The organism is Corallococcus exiguus, assembly GCF_009909105.1.
GTDB lineage: Bacteria > Myxococcota > Myxococcia > Myxococcales > Myxococcaceae > Corallococcus > Corallococcus exiguus.
This window is the reverse complement of sequence record NZ_JAAAPK010000015.1, coordinates 207476-228853: the sequence shown is the minus strand read 5'-3', so window position 1 is coordinate 228853 and position 21378 is coordinate 207476. Positions and strand designations below refer to the sequence as shown.

Below are 21378 nucleotides of genomic sequence, written 5' to 3'. Positions count from 1 at the left end.
ATGACCTGGAACCCGTTGCGCCTGCTGAGCGTGCTGGCCGTGGCCCTGCTGTTCGTCCCTGTCGCCGCGGGTGCCGCGACGCGGCAGCAGGAGCTGGACAAGTTGCTGACGCAGTACCACCAGCTGCGCCAGTTCAACGGCGTGGCGCTTGTCGCCAACGAGAAGGGCGTCGTCCTGAAGAAGGCCTATGGCCAGGCCAACTTCGAATGGAACGTGCCCAACACGCCGGACACGAAGTTCCGCATCGCGTCCGTGACCAAGCAGTTCACGGCGATGGTCATCCTCCAACTGGTTTCGGAGGGGAAGCTGAAGCTCGACGACACGCTGGTGTCGGCCCTGCCGGACTACCGCAAGGACACGGGCTCGCGCATCACCCTCACGCACCTGCTCAACCACACGTCCGGCATCCCCAACTACACGAACGCGGCGGACTTCTTCTCCAAGGTGTCTCGCAATCCCTACGCCGTCGCGGACTTCGTGAAGCAGTTCGCCAGCGGTGACCTGGAGTTCGAACCCGGCTCGAGGTTCGCCTACAGCAACTCCGGCTACTTCCTGCTGGGCGCCATCATCGAGCGCGTCACCGGCAAGACGTACGCGCAGGCGGTGCAGGAGCGCATCTTCACGCCGCTGGGCATGAAGGACTCCGGCTACGACGTCTACGCCACGGTGCTGCCCAAGCGGGCCAGTGGCCACGAACTCACGCCGGACGGCTACGTCCACGCCGGCTACCTGGACATGTCCCTGCCCTATGCCGCCGGGTCGCTGTACTCGACGGTGGAGGACCTCTACCGCTGGGACCGCGCGCTCTACGAGAACAAGCTCCTGCCGGAGGCCCTCAAGCAGAAGATGTTCACGCCCGGCCTGGAGAACTACGGCTTCGGCCTGACCATGGACCCGCTGCCGCTGAATGATGGCAAGACCGTGCTCGCCACCATCGGCCACAGCGGCGGCATCAACGGGTTCAGCTCGCGCATCTACCGCGTGCCGGTAGGCAAGGAGGTGGTCATCCTCCTGGACAACACGTCGCGCGGCGACAAGCTCAAGGAGCTGTCCGCGGGCCTCTTCAGCGTGCTCCACGGCATCCCGCCCAAGGCGCCCCGGTTGGGCATCCGGGAGATGTTGAGCCAGATGCTCAACAAGGAGCCCGTCGCGAAGACCGTCGCGCGCTACCGCGAGCTGAAGGCCACGAAGCCGGACGCGTATGACTTCTCCGATGATCAGCTCAACAGCCTGGGCTACCAGCTGCTCCGGACGGGCCGCGCGGTGGACTCCATTGAAATCTTCAAGCTCAACGTGGAGATGTTCCCCCAGTTGGGGAACGGCTACGACAGCCTGGGGGAGGCGTACCTCACCGTCGGCGACAAGGAGCAGGCGCGGGTGAACTACCGCAAGGCGGTGGAGCTGGACCCGAAGAACACCAACGCGGCGGGCGCGCTCCAGAAGCTGGGCGAACAGTCCGGGCCGCCCGCGACAAAGGCAGTCCCCTAGCGGCACCAGATGTGAGCGAATGCGGCCCGCGCCCCGGGCGTTGTGCCCGGGGGGCGGTCCAACGTGGTGCTCACGAAAGGTGCCTGCATGAAGCTCTATTTCAATCCGCGCAGCCGGGCGGTCATTGGCAAGTGGATGCTCGACGAGGCGGGGGTCGAGTACGAAATCGTGCCCATCGACCTGGAGAAGAAGGAGCAGAAGTCGCCGGAGTTCCTCAAGGTGAACCCCGCCGGCAAGCTGCCCGCGCTGGTGGACGGAGATGCGCGCGTGTTCGAGAACGCCGCCCTCTGTCTCTACGTCGCGGACAAGTACCCGCAGGCGAAGCTGGCGCCCGGGGTGGATGCGCCGGAGCGCGGCCGGTACCTGTCGCTGATGGTGTACTCCACGTCGCAGCTGGAGCCGTCCATGGGCGACCACATGGCCCAGGCCCCCACGACGCCGCAGCGCGGGTGGACGGAGTACCCGCAGACGCTGGACGCCGTGGAGCGCGAACTGGGGGACGGGCCCTACCTCTTCGGCGACTGGTTCACCGCCGCGGACGTGATGATCGGTTCCATGTTCATCTACCAGCGCATGTTCGGAGGTTCGACGGGCCGTCCGAAGCTGGAGGCCTACGTGGACCGGCTGCTCGCGCGTCCCAAGTGCATGAAGCTGCGCTGAGCGCTCCTCGCTTCAGGGCGCGGTGAAGCCCTGCGTGAGCCAGTCGATGAAGACGCGCACGCGCGGGGACAGCTGCCGGTTGCGCGGGTACATCAGGGACACGGGCGTGGGCGTCGGTGGGTATTGGGGCAGTACGGGCACCAGCGTGCCTCGCCCGAAGTCCTCTTCCAGGCGGTAGCGCGGCGCCTGGATGAGGCCCAATCCCAACCGCGCGGCGGCGACGAAGGTCTCCGCGCCGTTCACGGACATCGTGGTGGGCAGCACGACGTGGCGCACCTCGCCGCCCACCGTGAACTCCAGCGGAATCAGGCTCCCCGTCAGCGACGAGCGGAAGCCCACCATGCGGTGCCCGTGCTGGAGCGCCTCGACACCCTCCGGCACGCCGTGCCGCGCCAGGTAGGCCGGGGACGCGCACGTCACCTCCTCCAGCAGCGCCACCCTGCGGGCCACCATGTCGCTGTCCTTCGGCTCACCCGCGCGCAGCACGCAGTCCACGCCCTCGCGCACCAGGTCCACCAGCCGGTCGCCTTCGCTCATGTAGAGCTCGATGCCCGGGTAGCGCTCCAGGAACTCCGGCAGCCGGGGCAGCACCACCCTGCGCGCCAGCGTCCCCTGCACGTCCACGCGCACGAGCCCCTTCGGCTGTCCCCCCACGAAGGCCGCGTCCGCCTCCTCCAGGTCCGCCAGCAGCGACACGCAGCGCTGGTAGTACGCCTCGCCGTCCAGCGTGGGGCTCACGTGCCGCGTGGTGCGCTGGAGCAGGCGCACCCCCAGCCGCTCCTCCAACTGCTTCACCGCGTCCGTCACCGACGAGCGCGGCAGCCCCAGGTCCTTCGCGGCCTGGGTGAAGCTCCGGCGCTCCACGATGCGCGTGAAGGCCTTCATGGCGTCGAACCGGTCCATTGTCCGCCCTGTCGAACAGTGATGCCGGAACAAAGCCGATTATCCGTGGCTCGGAAAGGTCCATCGTGTCCTCACCTGGCGCCCCAGCTCGGACGACGGCGCTCCCAGAGGAGAAGACCCATGACGACCCAGACCCAGAAGAAGACGGCCCTCGTGACGGGCGGCTCGCGCGGCATCGGCGCCGCGGTGGCGGAGCGGCTCGCTCGCGACGGCTTCAACGTCATCGTCAACTACGCGGGCAACCGCGACGCGGCGGAGGCCGTGGTGCGCGGGATTGAAGCGGCGGGAGGCCGGGCCCTGAGCCTCCAGGCGGATGTCGCCGACCCCACCGCCTTCCCCCGGATGTTCGACGCGGCGAAAGAAGCGTTCGGCGGCGTGGACGTGCTGGTGAACAACGCCGGCATCGGGAAGTTCGTGCGCTTCGCGGACTTCGATGACGCGCTGTTTGATCAGCACGTGGCCGTCAACATCAAGGGCACGTTCAACGGCCTGCGTGAAGCCGCGCGCCGCCTGCGCGACGGTGGGCGCGTCATCAACTTCTCCACCAGCGTCATTGGCTTGCGGATGGAGAACTACGGCGTCTACTCGGCCACCAAGGCCGCCGTGGAGGCGATGACCGCCGTCCTCTCCAAGGAGCTGCGCGGCCGGAACATCACCGTCAACTGCGTGGCGCCCGGACCCACCGCCACCGAGCTGTTTCTGGACGGCAAGTCCCCGGAGCTGGTGGACCGCATGGCGAAGCTGAACCCCCTGGAGCGGCTGGGCACGCCGGAGGACATCGCCGCGTCCGTGGCCTTCCTCGCGGGTCCGGAGGGCGGGTGGATCAACGGGCAGGTCCTCCGCGCCAACGGCGGCATGGTCTGAGAATCGCACGGCGGGGGTGAGGGGAAAAAAGGGGCATTTCCGTTGGGTGGGGGCAGGCGCGAAACGGATGGCCATCACGGCCGCCGGGCGCCACCCATCAGGAGCAACCCCATGTCACCGTCCCCACGCCTTCGTTCCGTGGCCCGGCTCACCGCAGTGGCCTTCACCACCCTGGGCGTCAGCGCGTCCGCGCAGACGTATGCCTTCCCCGGCAGCAGCGCGGACCTGCCCGAGGGCAGCCACTGGTGGATCTCCAGCGACCACGACGGCACGCACAACCGCGACCTGAGCGCCGTGCGCTTCGACGACGACGAGAAGCGCTTCACCCGCGTGAAGATTCCCTTCGCGGACTACGCGGCCAACCCGAAGAACTCCGACTGGGTCATCTACGGGCTGCCCGTCTCCGCCATCGCGGATGGCGAGGTGCTCACCTGTTGGCGCAACGCCCCGGAGGGCCTCAAGCCGGCGGTGTACGGCGGTGACGACGTGCCCCACCCGGGCCGCACCTCCAACCCGCTGCGCATCCCGCGCTCGGGCAACCACGTGAACATCCGCACGGACGACGGGAAGATCATCCTCTACGCGCACCTGCAGCCCGGGAGCGTCCCGGAGGAGCTCTGTCCCTTCAACGCCACCTACGTGGCGGACGCGGAGGACCGCGTGGGGGACCTGCCCCGGGAAGCCATCGTCCCCGCGGCGCAGCGGGTGCGCGTGAAGCGCGGACAGTTCGTGGGCCGCGTGGGCAGCTCCGGCGCTTCGTCGAATCCCCACCTGCACGTGCACCTGCAACCCATGACGGGCGCGACGACGGTGGGCACGTCCCTGCCGCTGCCCTATTCGCAGGCGTGGCAGAAGAACGGCGCGGTGAACTACGACTCGTCGCTCGACTTCGTCCCGCTCCAGAACGAGGCGCTCGACCTGTTCCCCCAGGCCATCCACCCGGATCCGCTGCTGCGCCGGGGCGACATCACCGGGGACCCGGTGCTGGAGGTGGCGACGGCGGCCTCGGGCGGCATGGTGGTGACGGCCACCCGGGACGTGACGGGTCGGCTGGCGCTGGGCTCGTGGCAGCTGGCGGGGGACGGCACCTTCACGAAGCTGCATGACGCCTCCGCGGGCGCGGCCAGCTCCATCGCCATGGCCCACCCTCACAGCAGCATCACCCGCGACGTGGTGACGGCGCTGCGTGACGGGGATGGGAAGCTCAAGCTCATCGCCTGGCGGGTCGCGACGAACGGCTCGTTCGAGCGCAAGGGCGAGGCGGGCGGCGACGCGAACGCGACGGAGATCAACGTCGCGGCCCTCCCGGAGGGGCTGGGCGTGGTGAGCGCCATCCGCGACTCCACGGGCCATCTCAAGGTCAGCACCTGGGAGACGTCCGCGACGCTGGACACGGTGACCCGCCGGGGCAACGGCTTCGGTGAGGAGGCGACGAAGGTGGCCATGACGCCCATCCTCAACGGCCGCGTCGCCGGGGATGCGGGCCGCTTCACCGGCGTCGTCACGGCGGTGCGCACGCCCGAGGGCAACCTGAGCCTGACGGCGTGGGAAATCACCCCGCAGAACCTCGTCTTCCAGCGGGGCTCCTATCTGGCGGGCGCGGTGACGGACGTGGCCCTCAGCACCGTCACCATTGGCAACAGCGTGCGCGACATGGTGGTGGCCAGCACGCGCCTGACCAACGGCGTGCTGCGCAACATCTCCTTCGACGTCACGGCGTCCGGACAGCTGGTGCGGCGTGACCACGAGGACGGCGAGGCCATCCTGGATTTGAGCGCGGCGCGCGTGAAGGGAGCGCACGTGGTCACGCCGGTGCGGGACACCACGGGCAACCTGCGCGTCTACACCTGGGACGTGGACGCGGACGGCAAGGTGCACCGCACCGGCAAGGAGCGCGCGGGCGCCATCGTGTCGGGCCTGGCCACCACCGCCACCTCCGTGGGCGCTCGCTTCGTCATCACCGCCGTGCGCCTGACGACGGGCACGGGGGGCGGCGGAGACCTGCGTCTGATTGCCTGGGACGCGAATCTCCAGTAGCGCGCGAATGTCTTCCCCGGGGCCTCTGGGCTCCGGGGGAATTTTCGCGGATTGCCCGGCTTCTCCTTGCCGCCGATGATGCGTTCGAATGACGCTCGGCACCCGTTCTCGCGAGGGGAGGCATCTTGGAGTTGCGACACGGCCCATGGGCGGGTGCATCCCCGGATGCCGGGTTGGAGACGCTGCGGCGTGACCTGGGCCGGGCGCTCGCGAGCGTCTGTCCCGCGTCGCTCGCGGACCGGCGGGAGGACCTGTTGCAGGTCGCGATGATGAAGGTGGTGGAGCTGCGCGGGCGCACCCAGGGCCAGGCGGAGCTGACCCCCGCGTACCTGTACCGGGTGGCGTACACGACGCTCATCGACGAGCTTCGCCGGATGGGGGCGCGCAAGGAGGTGGCGTTGGAGGAGGTGGAGCAGGGGCCCGCCCAACCCGTGGCGCCGGGAGACCCGGAGCGCGCGGCGGGGGCCGCGCAGATTGCGCGAGCCGTGCGTGATTGTCTTCAGGGGCTGGTGCAGGACCGCCGCCTCGCCGTGACGCTGCACCTGCAAGGACACACCGTCCCGGAGGCCGCGGAGCTGCTGGGGTGGGAGGCGAAGCGGACGGAGAACCTCATCTACCGGGGGCTGAGCGCGCTGCGAGCCTGTCTCTCCATGAAGGGAATCCAGCCGTGAGCGAACGCCGTCCCGAGGATGACACGCTGGATGCCGAGGGCGTGGAGCGGCTGCGCACGGCGCTGCGCGAGGATGACGCGGCAGGGGAGCCGGTGGACGCGGACCTCGTCTGGCGCGCGGTGAGGCAGGAGCTGCCGGTGGAGGAGCGCCGGGCGGTCATCGAGCGCGTCGCGGCGGATCCCGCGTGGGCGCAGGCGTGGCGGTTGGCGAAGGCGATGTCGCAGGCAGCGGCGGAGGCGGAGCGGGGGGCTCCGGCGGTGGTGCCCGCGACAGGCGTGGAGGCTCCCGCGAAGGTGGTGTCCCTGACCGCCCGGCGCTTCTGGCAGGGGCGGCAGGCGATGGCCGCGATGGCCGCGACGGTGGTGGTCCTGGTGGGCGCGGTCGTGGTGGTGCGGCAGCAGCAGGCGCAAGTGGATCCAACGCGGATCCGCGGCGGCACGGCGGAGGCCATCGCCTCGCAGGTGCCGGAGGCCACCGCGCTTCCTCGCGAACAGTTCGTGCTCCGCTGGAGCGGAGTGCCCCAGGCGGTGTCCTGGAACGTGCAGGTGTCGTCGGAGGATTTGAAGCTGTTCCATCGCGCGGAGCGGCTGGAGTCGCGCGAATACACGGTGCCGGTGGACGTGCTCGCGGAGTTGCCCTCCGGCGCGCGCATCCTGTGGCAGGTGGAAGCGCGGCTTCCGGATGGAAGCGTTCAGCGCGGCAGCACGTTCGTGAACCGGTTGCGGTGAGTGCCGCAACGCTTGGGCCAGGCCGGTGGCTCAATGACAAGCAGAGGGGGATGTATGAAGGCAATCAATGTTGGCAGGGGATGGGTGCGCGCGCTGTCCATGATGGCGATGCTGTGGGGGGCCTCGGCCGCGGCACAGCCCGCGCCCCCGTCGTACACGATGATCATCACCACGGAGCCGCTGACAGGTGCCGCGAACGACACGGTGGTGGCCTCCGTGGTGGACGCGGGAGTCCTGGGCCCGTCGTCCACGGTGCCCATGACCCTGCGCATCCTGGATGACTCTGGTTTCGTGCTCGCGACCGTCACGGGCACCGTGAGCACGACGGTGCCGCTGCGGGTGAGCGTGCTGGCACCTTCGTCCGGCGGAGTCCGCGCGCAGCTCACCCTGCCGCCCGGTGCCGGGAAGATGTCCGCCGGCATCCTGGTCATCGAGCGGTTGGGGCAGGGCGACCCGCCGCCTCCTCCCACGCGGGATGTCTGTGAGATTCCGGTCAGCAGGGATCCCGGAACGGGCGGAGATCCTGTCACTCTCTGGGGATGCAGGGTGGAAACCCAGAGGACCTGAGGTGATGGGGGTGCGGCGACTGCGCGTGGGGCGGTGGGGCGGCTTCACCCTTTCGGTGGGGCTGGCCCTGTGCGCCCCCACGCTGGCCGCCGCGGAGTCCTCCGCGCTCGCCCGGTGCGAGGAGGACTTCGACGCCCACCCGGAGGACTCCGACGCGGCGATGTGCTTCTTCCGTAACGCCCAGGGGCAGGAGGCGCGCGACGAGGCCCGGCGCAGGCTCCAGGGCCTCATCGCGCGGCACCCGGAGCGCCCCTGGCTCACGCTGGTGCTCGGCCACATGGAGCTGCACTCCGAGCCCGTCCTGGCGGAGGCGTCCTATCGCCGCGCGGCCCTCGCCTTCCGGAGTCAGGGGGATGCCGAGGGCGAGGTGATGGCCGGCATCAACCTCCGCGCCGCGCTGGGCCTTCGCGGCCAGACGGAGGAGGCGCACCAGTGGGTGCTGCGCGTGGGCGAAGTGGCCCGGGCCTCCGGGAACCCCTGGCTGGAGGTGCGCGCGCTCATCCTGGAGGCGGCCGAGCTCTCCGACCTGGGTCAGGACCTGGGACGTGCCAGGCGTCTGCTCAAGCGCGCGGAAGGGCTCGCCTTTCCGGACGGGACCGACGGCCTGAAGAAGCAGCTGCTGGTCCCACTGGCGACGGTGAGCGTGAACCTGGGGCGCTTCGACGAGGCGCTGGACGTGTACGGGCGGCTCGCGGAGCTGGCGGAGCGCACGAAGGACGCGAACACGGAGGCGCGCGTCCGCTTCGCGCTCGCGAACCTCGCCTGGCGGCGGCTGGACGAACGTCCCAACGCGAAAGGCCGGTCGGCGCTGCTGCGGCTCGGACGTGAGGCGCTCATGGCGTCCGAGCGCGCGGGCAGCAAGGTCCTAGAGACGATGTCGCTGCGCCTCGTGGCGGAGCTGCTGGGCGACGGGCCTGAAGAGCGGAGCGAAGCGGAGGATGCCCTCGGCCGCTGCATCGACATCGCCCGGGAGACGGGGATGACCGAGCGGCGCATCACCTGTCTGTGGACGCGCGCCGAACGCAGAGCGGCGGTGGACTCGGCCGCCGCGTGGCGTGACGTGGACGAGGGCCTGGCGCTGGCCGCCGAGCACGACAACCCGCTCTACCTCGCCTCGGTGTGGCGCACGCGGGCGACGGTGGCCTTCCGCACGCGCCCGCTGCCGGAGGCCCTGGGACACGCTGAGCGCGCGCTCGACGCGGTGGAGGTGCTGCGCCAGTGGCAGCGGGACGCCTCCAGCCAGGCCGAGCTCTTCTCCAACTGGGCCAGCGACTACCACCGGCTCGCGGGCCGCACCCTGGAGGCCGGAGAGACTTCCGCCGTGCCGCCCCGCGAGGCCCTGGAGCGAGCCTTCGCGGTGAGTGAGCGCCTGCGGGCGAGGACGTTGTTCGAGGCCCTGGTGGCCTCCCGCGCGCTCCCGGCGCAAGAGGAGCCACCAGAGCAACGGGAGGCGAGGGACGGCGTGCTGCGGAGCCTGTCCGTCATTCAGCGGGGGCTGCTGGACCCCGCGCTGTCCGCGTCCGAGCGCACGCGGCTGTTGGGCGAACTCCAGGAGTTGGAGCGCCGCGAAAGGGAGCTGCGTCCAGCGGCCCGGCACGCGGAGCTGCCGTTCGCGTCGCTCACCGCGACCGAGCAGCGCCTGGGCGAGGAGGAGGCCCTGCTCGTCTTCCTCGCGGGCTCTGATCACGACGTCCAGGGCGAACGCGCGGGAGGCGCGTGGGTGATGGCGGTGACGCGCAAGGGTACGCACGCGTACCGCATCCCGGACCGAGCACGGCTGCGCCCCGCGGTGGCGCTCCTGTCGGGCCTCATCGAGCGCCGCGACGGTTCAGAGGTAGCTCCCGCCGCGGCGCTGTACGCGCAGCTGCTCGCCCCGGTGTTGCGGGACCTTCCGCCGAAGGTGTCGCGCCTGCTGCTGGTGCCGGATGGTCCGCTGCACGACCTGCCCTTCGCCGCGCTGCGGGAGCACGCGGACGGCCCACCGTTGATGGCCCGGTATGAACTGGCGCGGGTACCCTCCGCGAGCCTGCTCCACTACTGGCGCGAGCAGCCCGCGAAGCCTCCCGAGGGTGAGGCCCTGGTCCTGGCGGATCCCGACCGGGGCGGCACCCTTCAGGGCACGCAAGTGGCCTTCGCGAGGGGCGGCATGTTCCTGGAGACCGCGAACCTGGGCGCGCTTCCGGAGGCGCGGCGAGAGGGCCGCACCGTGAGCGAGGCCCTGGAGGACACGGACGTGAAGCCCCGTTTGCTCATAGGAACGGAAGCGTCCGAGCAGGCACTCAAGCAGTCCCGTTGGGACGCGGTGCGCATCCTCCACGTGGCCGCGCACGCGGTCGTCGACGTCGAGTCCCCCGAGCGCTCCGCCCTGGTGCTGGCCCCGGGCGCGGCGGGAGAGGACGGCCTGCTCCAGCCCCGGGAGATCGCGGAGCTGCGGCTGAGGGACGCGCTGGTGGTGCTCTCCAGTTGCAGGGGAGCCTCTGGCGCGCTGCTCGCGGGAGAAGGCGTGCTGAGCCTCGCGAGGGCCTTCTTCGAGTCGGGAGCGCGAGCCGTGGTGGCCAGCCTGTGGCCCATGCGCGACGCCGAGGCCGCGGAGTTGCTGGAGCGCTACTACCGGCACCTGGCGGAGGGACAGAGCGCGGCGTCGGCGCTGAGAGAAGCCCAGCGCGAGGCCTGGGAGGACGGCGAGCCCGCGGCGATGTGGGCCGGGCTGGGGGTGATGGGGGACGCGGCGCTGGTGCCGGTGAGGCCCGCCGCCAGGGGCCTGGGGCGGAGTGTCCTCGTTGGGGGGGCCGTGGGTACGGGCCTGCTGGCGCTGGGGCTGTGGGGCCTGGGGATGCGCCGCGCACGCCGGAAGCGGGGGAGCGGGCAAGCGTGAATCCAGAGCGGCGGGCAGGGCGTGCGCGGTAGGGTTCCGGAGCGATGAGTGACGCGAGCCGTGAGCCGGCGCCGAAGCTGACCCTCGAGGTGCGGGACCTGCACAAGTCGTTTGGCGGGCAGGCGGCGCTGCGGGGCGTGGACCTGGTGGTGCCGGAGGGCACGACCTGCGTGCTGATGGGCGTGTCGGGTTCGGGCAAGACGGTGCTGATGAAGCACATCATGGGCCTGATGCGGCCGGACCGGGGCGTGGTGCTGGTGGAGGGCGAGGAGGTGGCGAAGATGAACGAGCCCGAGCTCAACCAGATGCGCCGCAAGCTGGGCATCCTCTTCCAGGCGAACGCGCTGTTCGACTCGCTGAACGTCTTCGACAACGTGGCGTTCCCGCTGCGCGAGCGCACGAAGATGTCCGAGCCGGACATCACCAAGACGGTGAACGAGACGCTGGGGAAGGTAGGCCTGTCGCACGCGGCCACGCGCTTCCCGGGAGAGCTGTCCGGCGGCATGCAGAAGCGCGTGGGCTTCGCGCGCGCGACCATCCTCCAGCCGAAAATCCTCCTCTACGACGACCCCACGGCGGGTCTGGATCCGCTCACCACGGCGGCGGTGAATGAGATCATCACCACGGGCAAGCAGCAGCTGGGCGCCACGTCGCTGGTGATTACGCCGGACGTGGCCTCCGCCTTCGGCACGGCGGACAACCTGGCGCTGATGCACGAGGGGCGCGTGGTGGAGTACGGCCCGCCGGAGCACTTCAAACAGTCGCAGCACCCGGAGGTGAAGGCCTTCCTGCGCAACTGGCTGCGGAGGCGCTCCGCGCAGACGCAGGCGCCGCAGGCCTGACAGGGATTCAAGTAGGCTGTGGTTGCCCGAGGGCCGGCGGGTTCGAGATGGAAGCAGGAGTCCGCATGTCCCGCGGCAAGCTGCGTCCCGTGTTCAAGCGTCTGTGGTTGCTCGCGCCCGTCGCCACGTTGGGAGGTGGGTGTTTCTTCTTCACGGGTGGATGTGAGTGGGGGGGCGATGGCACCGTTGAATTGACGTCCTTCATCTCCTCGCTCTCCTCGGTGGATGGAGGCGCTCTCACGGCGGACACCCCTTGTGAGGAGCTGTGCGAGAGGGTGTCGTTCGGAACGCTCCGCTCCTGCTCGACCTATCGCACCTCGGAGACGTCTCCCGAGCCCGACAAGGTGAGCTGCGTGTTTGACAGCGTCAACTGCGACGGGCGCAGGCCGGAGGGGCTGTGCAGCGACGGCGCGGTGGTGCAGGGGACGCCGGTCCTCGGAGTGCTCTTCGCGAAGATTGCGCACATGGAGGCCGCGTCCGTGCCGGCCTTCGAAAGGCTCGCGGATGAGCTGACCCACCACGGCGCGCCGGAGCACCTGGTGCGTGCCGCAAGGCGTTCCGCGAAGGAAGAGGTCCGTCACGCGGAGGCGATGGCGTCCCTGGCCCGGCGTCACGGGGCGTCCATGCCGGAGCTGAAGGTGGATCCGTTCCAGGAGCGGTCACTGGAAGCGCTCGCCATCGAGAACGCGGTGGAGGGCTGCGTGCGGGAGACCTACGGCGCGCTGCTGGCGGGCTGGCAGGCCCGGAGCGCCGAGGACGCGCAGGTGCGCGAGTCCCTGAGCGCCATCGCCCCGGATGAGCTGAGGCACGCGGAGCTGTCGTGGGCCATCAACGCGTGGGCCATGGAGCGGCTGTCCCCTGACTCTCGCGAGCGCGTGGATGCGGCCCGCTGTGAAGCCTGGCGCGAACTGGAGCACGACGCGGCGTCCAGCCACCTGCCGGACGAAGTAGCCCGCCACTCCGGGCTGCCTTCCGCGGAAGTGGCCCGAGAGCTCGTAAGGGAGCTGGCGTCCGAGCTGATGCCAGGGGCGCTGGCGTAGTCAGAACCAATAGATTGCTTCTAAGTCGCCGCTAAAACCAATCTATTGCACATGCGCCGCCCCTCGCATCAGAGGGGCGGCAGCTTCTCCAGGAAGCCCGAGCGCGACAGCCACAGCATCAGCGCGAAGCTGATGGTGTTGAAGGCCGCGTGCGCCACGATGAGCGGCAGCAGCCGCCCCCGGTACCAGAGGACGAAGCCGAACCAGGCGCCCATCACGAACGTCTGGAAGACGGCCAGCGTGCCCTCGTAGAAGTGCCCCACGGAGAAGAGCACCGCGGCCCCCAGGATGGCCGGCACCCAGCCTCCCAGCACCACCTTCAGCCGAGGCACCAGGAAGCCTCGGAAGACGAACTCCTCGAAGCCCGTCACCACCACCATGATGGCCGCGAACGCCGGGATGCTCAGTCCCGTGTCCAAGAGCGCCGCCGCCACGCCCTTGCGCGCCGCCAGCTCCGCGCCCGCCAGCTTCAACGCCACCGCGACCGCCGCCAGTGGCACCGACGCCGCCAGGTGCACCACGTACGTGCCCACCAGCACCCCCCCGCCCAGCAGCAGCTCGCGCGCCCAGCCCTCGCGCACCAGCCCCACCTGCGCGGGTCCCTGACCGTCACGCCACATCAGCACCGCCACCAGCAGGCACATGCCCAGCGCCCGGATGACCAGCGGCGCCATGGACAGCGAGAAGCCCTTCGTCATCTCCGCGTCCGACGCCACCCACGCGCCCGCGCCCGCGCCGCCCAGCGCCACCATCAGGCCCAGCACGCCCCACCATGCTCCACGCCGCGAGGACTCCCACGGCCGCAGGAGCATCAGCCCCCACGCCAGCAGCGCCAGCTCCACCGCCACGGCGGCCCCTCGGCCCAGCCGGGCCACCGAGGAGGGCCCCAGCACCGCGAAGAACACGAACGCGGCCTCCGCCAGCGCCTGGCGCTTCGCAGGGGCGTTCTCCAGCAGGACGGCGACATCACCACGAAGCACCACGGGCAATTCCTTCCGGCGCCACGGGGGAGAGGCCCGCGGGTTCCCGGACACGCTAACGACTTCGTCCCGGCGCTCCCGGTTTTTCATCCGCGCGACGCCCGGTTCAGGACGGGAGGGCCTTCCCTGGCCTCTCCCGTCCCGACAGGCCCCGCGGCCTACTGGCAGGTGATGCCGGGAAGCCCCCGGTACGCGCCCTGCGAGGTCCAGCGCGTGTAGGGCGTGCCGCAGGAGCCCGCGTAGGGGTCATCCGTGCCGTAGCCCGGCACGTAGTACTCGAAGTGCAGGTGCGGTCCCGTGGAAGCGCCGGACGAGCCCACGCGCGCAATCCAGTTGCCGCAGGCGAGCGTGGTCCCCCGCGCGAACTGCTGCGTGTACGCCTTCAGGTGCCAGTACCAGGTCTGCGTGTTGTCCGGGTGCCGCATGATGATGTAGTTCGCCGTGTAGAGGCCGCACGCGGCATAGGGATTGGACTGGTTCCAGTAGTTGCACCGGTCGTAGTACCCGTCCACCGACGCCTCGACGTAGCCCCGGGCGGCGTTCATCGCCCAGACGCCGTAGTCCATCTTCGAGAACCCGCCCACCAGCGCGTAGTCCGTGCCCGTGTGGCCGCTGTAGCGCACGCCACCGCAGGCGTAGTCCCGGCCGCCGTAGTCCTTGTACGCGCTCACCGTGCAGCCGCCGTTGCCGCATTGATCCGCGAGCTGCGACGCGGGGAAGCGGAACATCGTCTGCGCGGAGGAGACCGCCGGAAGCGAAAGCAGCGCGAACGCCGCCACCACCATGAGCCGCTGAAGGCGCATCACTTCGCACCTCCCACGTCCGCGGCCGCGTGGCCGGTGCGCACGTTGAGCGTCCAGAACACGCCGCCGCCCGCGTTGTAGCGGAGCACGTCCTCGCTCACCCACTCCATGTGGTGGCTGGAGACGGGCGGGGGCACGAACTCCTTTGGCGGGCCGCCGAACAGCATCCAGTTCTCCAGGCCCACGTTGGTGAGCTGCCGGGGCTCCGCGCCTTCCACCGTCGTGACGAAGAACGACGCCACGCTCGTCCGGCCCGACACGAACACCACTGTCTTGCCGTCCGGGGAGATGCTCGGCGTCGCGTCCACGCCCGGGCCGTCCGCCAGCACCTTCACGCGCCCCTTCATGTCGATGATGCCCACCGCCGTCTCATGCGGGCCCGGGGCGCCCGTCTTCAGCGTGGCCACCAGCGCGTCCCCCTTCGCCGTGGGGAACAGGTCGCCGCCCACCTGCTCGGCGAGCAGCCGCTCGCGGCCGTTCGCGTCGCGCAGCCGCAGGGTGCCCTCGCCGTCCAGCAGCGCCACCTCCTGGCCCACGATGCGCGCCTCGCGGTACTTGAACTCCGGGGCCACCACGCGGACCGCGCCGGTGTCCTCGGCGTACCGGACGATGGCCAGCAGCGGGAGGTCATCCGTCCCCAGCGGCTCCACGGGGATCTCCGCGACGATGCCCGCCAGCATCTCCCGGCCCTGGCCGAAGAGCTGGACGAAGCGAGCCTTGGGCCCGAAGGCCTTCTCCACGGCGGGGACCAGGCTCTCGCGCGCCTTCGTCACGCGGCGCAGGTCCGCCGGGTTCGGAGGCGCTTCCGCGAAGGCGGAGCCGCCTACCAGCGTCATCACTGTGAGTGTGAGGAATCGATTCTTCATTTCACTCCGGGGGATGGGGAAGACCGCGACAGGAGCGCGGTGACGAGGTTGTCTCAATGTCTGGGATTGAGTTGCTTTTAAACTGGTTATTCAAGAATAAGCGGAAAATTGAATGAGCGATGCAGAGGCACGGCCGGGCCCGGCGTGTTACGAGCCCATGCATGGCGAAAACCCTTCCCGAGCGCCCACGCGCCGTCCTCGTTGGTGTCCAGCTTCCCGGGGTGACGGACGAGGCGCATGCCGCGGACCTGGCGGAGCTGAAGCGGCTGGTGCACACGCTGGGCTTCGACGCGGTGGCGACCGTGTCTCAGCGCCGGCAGCGGCTGGCCACCGGCACGGTGCTCGGCTCCGGCAAGCTCAAGGAGCTGTCCGAGCTCACTGGCGGCTCGGGCGTCATCCCGTCCGGCGCGCAGGGCAAGACGTCGAAGGCGCGGGAGAAGTGGGAGGCCGAAGCCGACGCGGAGCCCGAGGACCCGGACGCCCCGGTGGCTCCCGGCGACGCGGACCCGAACGGATCCGGAGCCGAGCCGCCCGACGAGGACGACGACGCCTTCCCGGACACGGACGCGGAATCAGACGCGGACGCGGAGGCCACCGCCGTCGAACCGGGCCCCAGGCCCACCGTGGTGGTCGTGGACCACGAGCTGTCCCCCGGCCAGCTGCGCAACCTGGAGCGCGCCACGGGCGTGCAGGTGCTGGACCGCGCGGGCGTCATCGTGGACATCTTCCACCGGCACGCCAAGAGCCACGAGGCGCGCATGCAGGTGGAGATCGCCCGGCTCAACTACCTGGCCCCGCGCCTTCGTGAATCCTCCGGAGGCAGTGAGCGCCAGCAGGGCCGCGGCTCGGGTGACTCGGCGGTGGAGCTGGACCGCCGCAAGATTCGCGACCGGCTGGCGGAGCTGCGCGAGGGCCTGGCCGCCATCCAGAAGGACCAGGACCACCGCCGCTACGCGCGCCGGGACCAGCTGCGCGTGGCGCTGGTGGGCTACACGAACGCGGGCAAGTCGTCGTTGATGCGCGCGCTCACGGGCAGCACGGTGCTGGTGGCGGATCAGCTCTTCGCCACGCTCGACACGACGGTGCGCGCGATGCAGCCGGAGACCCGGCCGCGCATCCTCGTCTCCGACACGGTGGGCTTCATCCAGAAGCTGCCGCACGACCTGGTGGCGTCCTTCCGCTCCACGCTGGACGAGGCGCTGGAGGCGTCGCTGCTGCTCTACGTGGTGGACGCGTCCGACCCCACGTGGGCCGCGCAGCTGGAGGTCACCCGCACGGTGCTCCGGGAGATTGGCGCGGACGTGGTGCCGGGCAAGCTGCTCTTCAACAAGGTGGACCGGCTGGACGCGGCGGTCCAGGAAGCGCTCCGGGCCGAGCACCCCGAAGCCATCTTCCTGTCCGCGCACCGGCCGGACGACGTGGCCATGCTGCGCCGGGAGGTCATCGCCTTCTTCGAGGCCTCCATGGTGGAGGCGGACCTGGTGATTCCCTACGCACGGCAGGCCCGCATCGGCGAGGTGTACGAGCACACCACCGTGGTGTCCCAGGCCTACGACGAGACGGGCAGCCGGCTGCGCGTGAGGGGTTTGCCGGGCGCCATCGCCCGGCTCACCCGGTCGTTCCAGGAGTAGGCGTCAGCGCACGACGGGCACGGTCACCGGGTCCTTCTCGTCCACGGTGACCTCCACCTTGCCCACGCGCCACAGCACCGGCTGGAACGCGAAGTTCAGGCGGTGCCCGTCCGCGGTCTCCACCAGGGCGGTGCCCTCCTTGGGCAGGTAGTTGCCCACTTCATATTCGAGCGACGTGAGCGTGATGCGGTCCGTCCCGTTCGGCCCCGTCAGCTCGCCCGGCCCGTCGAACACCAGCGACGTGCCGCCGATGATGGGCAGCCCGTCGCGCTTCCCCACGGTGCTGTTGATGGAGAAGCTGTGGCCCTGGCGGCCGGGCACCTGGCCCTCGACTTCCGCGAACAGGCGCGTTTCGTCCGCGCACGTGCCGTAGCCCACCTTGGCCTGGAGCGTCTGGCCATCCACGGCCAGTTCGCGCAGGTCCGCCTTCATCTCCATCAGGTCTTCGCCGCCGCGGTACTCCAGCACCGCGCGTCCGGTGAAGCGCAGGCCGTGCACGTCACAGGCGGACGGGAAGGACACGACGACGGAGTCGGTGACGGCGTCCACGGCCTGCACCCGGAAGGTCGCGCAGGTCACCGAGGCGCTCAGCCCCTCCACGGCGCGGTTCAGGAAGGAGCGCCGGGGCTCGCCGCACGTGTACACGGGCATCAGGCCCAGCATCTCGAACGCGCCCCGCACCTGGTGCGTGGAGGCCGCCAGCCGCTCCACGCGGGCCTTCGCGTCGTCTATCTCCTCCTGAGTGGGCAGGTTGTCCCCACAGGCGGTGGTGGCGAGGGTGGCGAGGGCGGCGAAGGCAATGCGGCGCATGAAGGTCTCCGGAAAGACGGTGCGGCTCCCCCGCGCCATCGCGGAGGACCGTACCCCGAGCCTTCAGCAACGGTCATGCCCCCCTCAACCCCGCGAATCTCCAGGGAAAGGGGCTCCCCTGACCCCATGCAGCGTGTGCAGTGAGCTGCGCAACCAGGGGCGGCCCTGTCCGGGCCCGCCCGGTCCAAACCTGTCCGACAGTCGGACAAGTTCGCGCGGTCCGCCTCCGGCCCGGCCCCGGTCCAAAACCTGTCCGACAGTCGGACAGCTTTCCGCGGGTCGCCGCCGGAGGGGCGGCAGCGCTCAGGTCCGAGGGGGTTCGGAGATGCCTTCGTCCGCGGGCGAGGCTTCCGGGTCCGAGTCCTCGTCATCCCCGGTCTCTTCGTCCGCGGCCAAGGAGTCGTCGTCCTCCAGGTCGTCATCCGGCTCCGGCGCGTCCACATCCTCCGGCGCGGTGTCGGACGCTTCCGTCAGGACGGTGCCCAGCGGATAGAGGACCAGGTGGCGCAGGGGCTCGCTGCCCACGCTCACGGCCTCCAGGTGGTTCTTCACGACCAGGGTGTGCTGCAACTTCCGCAGGCGCGAAGGGCGCGGCGCGAGCGGCAGGCTGATGCCCTCCGCGAGCACGCGCTGGATGGCCTCCTCCGCGTCCGCGACCGCGGCGTTCACGTCCGCGGGGTCCACGCCCTCCAGCAGGTGGAACTCCGTGCGCAGCGCGCGGCGGATCTCCGTGGCGCTGTTGCGCTTGATGGCCAGCACCCGCGCTCCCACGCGCTCGGCCGCGCGGCGCAGCCGAGGCGAATTCGCGCGGCTTCGCAGCGTGAGCACCACCTCCGCGTTCTCCGGACGGCCCACCACCACGGCCTCCACCGGCAGGTCGCGCAGCACGCGCTCCAGCAACTCGCGGCTCACCGCGTGCGCGGCGATGCGCGTGGGCCCGGGCCGGGGCGCTCCCAGCGCGGGCGTCCCCTTCGGCACGCGTCCTCCCGGAGGCGTGGCCTCCACCACCTGCGGCGCGGCCTCCACGTGCACGGCGCCGTCCTGCTGTCGCCGCTTCTCGCCGCCCACCTCCACGCCCGCGAGCAGCCTGTCCACCGCGCCGCCCGTGTCGCGGTGCACGCGCACCTCGTCGCGGTTCACCATCTCCACCACGATGTCGAAGGTGGGCGTGCTCTTGCGCTCCGTGACGGTCTTCTGCGTGCCCCGGCGCCGCGCCTCGTCGTCGCTCAGCGTGACGGTCTGCACGCCGCCCACCAGGTCGGACAGCGTGGGGTTCAACACCAGGTTCTCCAGCGTGTTGCCGTGCGCCGTGGCCACCAACTGCACGCCGCGCTCCGCGATGGTGCGCGCGGCGGCGGCCTCCGCGGCGGTGCCAATCTCATCCACCACGATGGCCTCGGGCATGTGGTTCTCCACCGCCTCGATCATCACGTCGTGCTGACGGTCCGGCCGGCTCACCTGCATGCGCCGGGCACCGCCGATGCCAGGGTGCGGGATGTCCCCGTCGCCGCCAATCTCGTTGGATGTGTCCACCACCATCACGCGCTTGCCCAGCGCGTCCGCGAGCACGCGCGCCACCTCGCGCAGCTTCGTCGTCTTGCCCACGCCCGGCCGCCCGAGCAGCAACAGGTTGCGCCCGGACTCCACCAGGTCGCGCAGCATGTCGATGGTGCCCTGGATGGCGCGCCCCACGCGCAGCGTGAGCCCCACCACGCGGCCCTGGCGGTTGCGGATGGCCGACACGCGGTGGAGCGTGCGCTCGATGCCCGCGCGGTTGTCGCCGCCCACCTCTCCCACGTGGGCGAGCACCGCCTGGAGCGCCTCCTGATCCACGGGCGCTTCCGACAGCCGCGCCACGCCGTGCACCAGCCGCGCCTCCGGAGGCCGCCCCAGGTCCATCACCACTTCCAGCAGCTCCGCTTCAGGCAGCTGCCGCACCGCCTCCTGGAGCGACGGCGGAAGGACCGCCACCAGCAGGGCGAAGTCGTTGTTGGCGGGAGTTCCAGAAGCCATCCCCCAAAGCTGCCTCGCCCCGCCTGGCCGCGCACGGCTTTGCGTGAAGGGTGAAACGAGGCGCCGGCCGGGCGCTGGAGTGTCCGGTTTCCCACCCTGCCCGCTCGCTCGCTTTTCACTCACGGTGATATGTCGAGGTCAGGGTCACCCCTGCGGCATAGGGCCCTTTTTCCCCACCTCCGCGCGACATTGAGACCCGGAATTCGTACTCAAAGTACGGGCATCCCAGGTCTTCAGGCCTAGGGGCATTGTGCATGAATACAGGTATGGCGTATATTGCACAGCATACCTGGACGTAATGCACTTCAGACCTTTCCCCCGAGGTCTTGAAAGGCGGAGACGCGATGGCGGAAGGCAAGTTGAAGGCGCTTGTGGTGGATGATGACCCACTCGTGCTGGAGCTGGTGGAGCGCTCCATCAGCCGCTACGGCTTCGAAGTCGTCACCACGCGCGCGGCGCTGGGCGTGGCCAACCTGCTGCGGACCGAGCAGCCGGACATCGTGCTCCTGGACGTGAACATCCCGGCGCTGAGCGGCGACCGCATCCTGGGCGTGGTGCGCCAGTTCGCGGGTCCGGACACGCTCTTCATCCTGTACTCGTCCATGGACGAGTCGCGGCTGCGCGAGCTGGTGCGCGCGTCCGGCGCGGACGGCTACATCCCCAAGGGTGTCACCGGTCCGGAGCTGGCGCTGAAGCTGTCCGGCCTGCACCACAAGCGGATGGCGAACCGTCCCACGCCGGTGCGCGCGGATCCGGTGCTTCAGCGGGACGTGTCCGCGCCCCAGTCCCAGAGCACCACGGCCCAGGTGTCGATGGCGTCGCGGTAGGTGTGAACGGTCTCGAACCCGACCCGCGCGTGCGCGCGCAGGGAGCGGGTGTTGCGCACCGAGACCTCGGTCACGACGCAGTCGAAGCGCGAGCGAAGCTGCTCGCGGTGCTGGTGGTAGAGCGCGTCGAAGAGGCCCATCCCCCGGTGGGCCTTGTCCACGCACACCTGCCCCATCACGTAGAAGCGCTGGTCCTTCAGCGGCCGGCCCCGGTGCTCGAGCCCTTCGAGGAGCGCGAACATCGGGTCCAGGACGGGGACCAGCGCGCGGCACTCGCGGGGCATCACCAGCGCGTACGCCACCACGTCGGAGCCCTGCACGGCGATGATGCTGGGCACGAGCGCGTGCATGCGCTCCAGCGTGGCCAGGTCATGCTGGACGGTGACGAAGCCTTGGGCGTGCTGCTCCTCCGGAGACAGCGCGGGAGTCAGGTTGCGGCGCTGCAGGGCCAGCACCTGCTCCAGCTCTTCTGGAGACTGCACGGCCCTCACGACATACGGATGCGACGGCATGGCGCGGGAGCATAGGCCCGCGCCACGCCCGCGAGCGTCAGCGATCGAATCCTGCCGGCCCCGGCGGAGGCTTGTCCGGCAGGTCGCTGTGGAACTCTTCGCGCTGTTCCCCCGGCGCCACGGGTGACGCGTCCACGCCAGCGGGTCCCGGGGGCGGCTTGTCCGGGAGATCGTTCTGGGGCTTGTCCTTCCCGGGGGCCTGACCAGCACTGTTCCGACAGTTCTTCATGTCCGTCCTCCTGAAGGGCCGCCGCGGGATGG

At 70.4% G+C, this 21378-nt stretch carries 20 protein-coding genes; 12 read left to right on the top strand and 8 right to left on the bottom strand.

Features of this window, described 5'->3' with window-relative positions:
- Together GTZ93_RS39115 and GTZ93_RS39110 are read left to right on the top strand one after the other, a co-directional pair.
- Positions 1-1488 (top strand): serine hydrolase, encoded by a 1488-nt coding sequence (locus GTZ93_RS39115; protein ID WP_139917944.1) that lies wholly within the window; start codon positions 1-3, stop codon positions 1486-1488.
- A gap of 87 nt (positions 1489-1575) precedes the next feature.
- Positions 1576-2148, top strand: a complete 573-nt coding sequence (locus tag GTZ93_RS39110; protein ID WP_139917942.1) for a glutathione S-transferase family protein — start codon at positions 1576-1578, stop codon at positions 2146-2148.
- Positions 2149-2160: 12 nt separating this feature from the next.
- Here GTZ93_RS39110 and GTZ93_RS39105 read toward each other — a convergent pair whose 3' ends face one another.
- Positions 2161-3051, bottom strand: a complete 891-nt coding sequence (locus GTZ93_RS39105) for a LysR family transcriptional regulator (RefSeq protein WP_139917940.1) — start codon at positions 3049-3051, stop codon at positions 2161-2163.
- Positions 3052-3171: 120 nt separating this feature from the next.
- Between GTZ93_RS39105 and GTZ93_RS39100 the strand changes: the two genes are divergently transcribed.
- The 8 genes from GTZ93_RS39100 (at position 3172) to GTZ93_RS39065 (ending at position 12675) form a co-directional block, all read left to right on the top strand.
- The gene (locus GTZ93_RS39100) at positions 3172-3915 is read left to right on the top strand and encodes an SDR family oxidoreductase (RefSeq protein ID WP_139917938.1); all 744 of its coding nucleotides are present in this window, start codon (positions 3172-3174) and stop codon (positions 3913-3915) included.
- 111 nt (positions 3916-4026) lie between these two features.
- Positions 4027-5952 carry a M23 family metallopeptidase gene (locus GTZ93_RS39095; RefSeq protein ID WP_139917937.1) on the top strand — a complete coding sequence of 642 codons (1926 nt, stop codon included), beginning with the start codon at positions 4027-4029 and terminating at the stop codon, positions 5950-5952.
- Between the two features lie 125 nt (positions 5953-6077).
- Positions 6078-6623, top strand: a complete 546-nt coding sequence (locus tag GTZ93_RS39090) for an RNA polymerase sigma factor (RefSeq protein WP_139917935.1) — start codon at positions 6078-6080, stop codon at positions 6621-6623.
- Positions 6620-7351 carry a hypothetical protein gene (locus GTZ93_RS39085; RefSeq protein ID WP_139917933.1) on the top strand — a complete coding sequence of 244 codons (732 nt, stop codon included), beginning with the start codon at positions 6620-6622 and terminating at the stop codon, positions 7349-7351. The genes GTZ93_RS39090 and GTZ93_RS39085 overlap by 4 nt, the downstream gene beginning before the upstream one ends.
- A gap of 54 nt (positions 7352-7405) precedes the next feature.
- Entirely contained in the window at positions 7406-7918 is a 513-nt protein-coding gene (locus GTZ93_RS39080; protein ID WP_139917931.1) for a hypothetical protein, read from the top strand.
- Between the two features lie 4 nt (positions 7919-7922).
- Positions 7923-10793, top strand: coding sequence for a CHAT domain-containing protein (locus GTZ93_RS39075; RefSeq protein WP_261779025.1), 2871 nt, complete (start codon positions 7923-7925; stop codon positions 10791-10793).
- A 44-nt stretch (positions 10794-10837) separates the two neighbouring features.
- On the top strand, positions 10838-11635 hold the full coding sequence (locus tag GTZ93_RS39070; RefSeq protein ID WP_139924071.1) for an ABC transporter ATP-binding protein: 798 nt from the start codon (positions 10838-10840) through the stop codon (positions 11633-11635).
- 65 nt (positions 11636-11700) lie between these two features.
- Positions 11701-12675 carry a hypothetical protein gene (locus GTZ93_RS39065; RefSeq protein WP_139924073.1) on the top strand — a complete coding sequence of 325 codons (975 nt, stop codon included), beginning with the start codon at positions 11701-11703 and terminating at the stop codon, positions 12673-12675.
- 68 nt (positions 12676-12743) lie between these two features.
- Here the strand turns inward: GTZ93_RS39065 and GTZ93_RS39060 are convergent, their stop codons facing one another.
- The 3 genes from GTZ93_RS39060 to GTZ93_RS39050 form a co-directional block, all read right to left on the bottom strand.
- Positions 12744-13658, bottom strand: coding sequence for a CPBP family intramembrane glutamic endopeptidase (locus GTZ93_RS39060; protein ID WP_306770491.1), 915 nt, complete (start codon positions 13656-13658; stop codon positions 12744-12746).
- A 155-nt stretch (positions 13659-13813) separates the two neighbouring features.
- Positions 13814-14458, bottom strand: coding sequence for a M23 family metallopeptidase (locus GTZ93_RS39055; RefSeq protein WP_120580842.1), 645 nt, complete (start codon positions 14456-14458; stop codon positions 13814-13816).
- Positions 14458-15324, bottom strand: coding sequence for a TolB family protein (locus tag GTZ93_RS39050; protein WP_120599282.1), 867 nt, complete (start codon positions 15322-15324; stop codon positions 14458-14460). Before GTZ93_RS39050 ends, GTZ93_RS39055 begins: the two co-directional genes overlap by 1 nt.
- A 161-nt stretch (positions 15325-15485) precedes the next feature.
- Here GTZ93_RS39050 and hflX point away from each other — a divergent pair, with 161 nt between their 5' ends.
- A complete protein-coding gene (hflX, locus tag GTZ93_RS39045) occupies positions 15486-16955 on the top strand; it encodes a GTPase HflX (protein WP_139922101.1) in 1470 nt (489 codons plus the stop codon).
- Positions 16956-16958: 3 nt separating this feature from the next.
- On the opposite strand, the gene GTZ93_RS39040 is transcribed toward hflX, so the two are convergent.
- A complete protein-coding gene (locus GTZ93_RS39040) occupies positions 16959-17765 on the bottom strand; it encodes a hypothetical protein (protein ID WP_139922099.1) in 807 nt (268 codons plus the stop codon).
- 303 nt (positions 17766-18068) lie between these two features.
- Positions 18069-19778: a R3H domain-containing nucleic acid-binding protein gene (locus tag GTZ93_RS39035; RefSeq protein ID WP_139922097.1), complete on the bottom strand. Its 1710-nt coding sequence runs from the start codon at positions 19776-19778 to the stop codon at positions 18069-18071.
- Positions 19779-20122: 344 nt separating this feature from the next.
- Between GTZ93_RS39035 and GTZ93_RS39030 the strand changes: the two genes are divergently transcribed.
- On the top strand, positions 20123-20605 hold the full coding sequence (locus GTZ93_RS39030; protein WP_121782262.1) for a response regulator: 483 nt from the start codon (positions 20123-20125) through the stop codon (positions 20603-20605).
- Here GTZ93_RS39030 and GTZ93_RS39025 read toward each other — a convergent pair.
- Complete coding sequence (locus GTZ93_RS39025) at positions 20539-21117, bottom strand: GNAT family N-acetyltransferase (RefSeq protein WP_139922096.1); 579 nt, start codon at positions 21115-21117, stop codon at positions 20539-20541. The two genes, GTZ93_RS39030 and GTZ93_RS39025, sit on opposite strands and share 67 nt — an antisense overlap.
- A 37-nt stretch (positions 21118-21154) precedes the next feature.
- A complete protein-coding gene (locus GTZ93_RS39020; RefSeq protein WP_120599277.1) occupies positions 21155-21346 on the bottom strand; it encodes a hypothetical protein in 192 nt (63 codons plus the stop codon).
- Between the last annotated feature and the right edge of the window lie 32 nt (positions 21347-21378).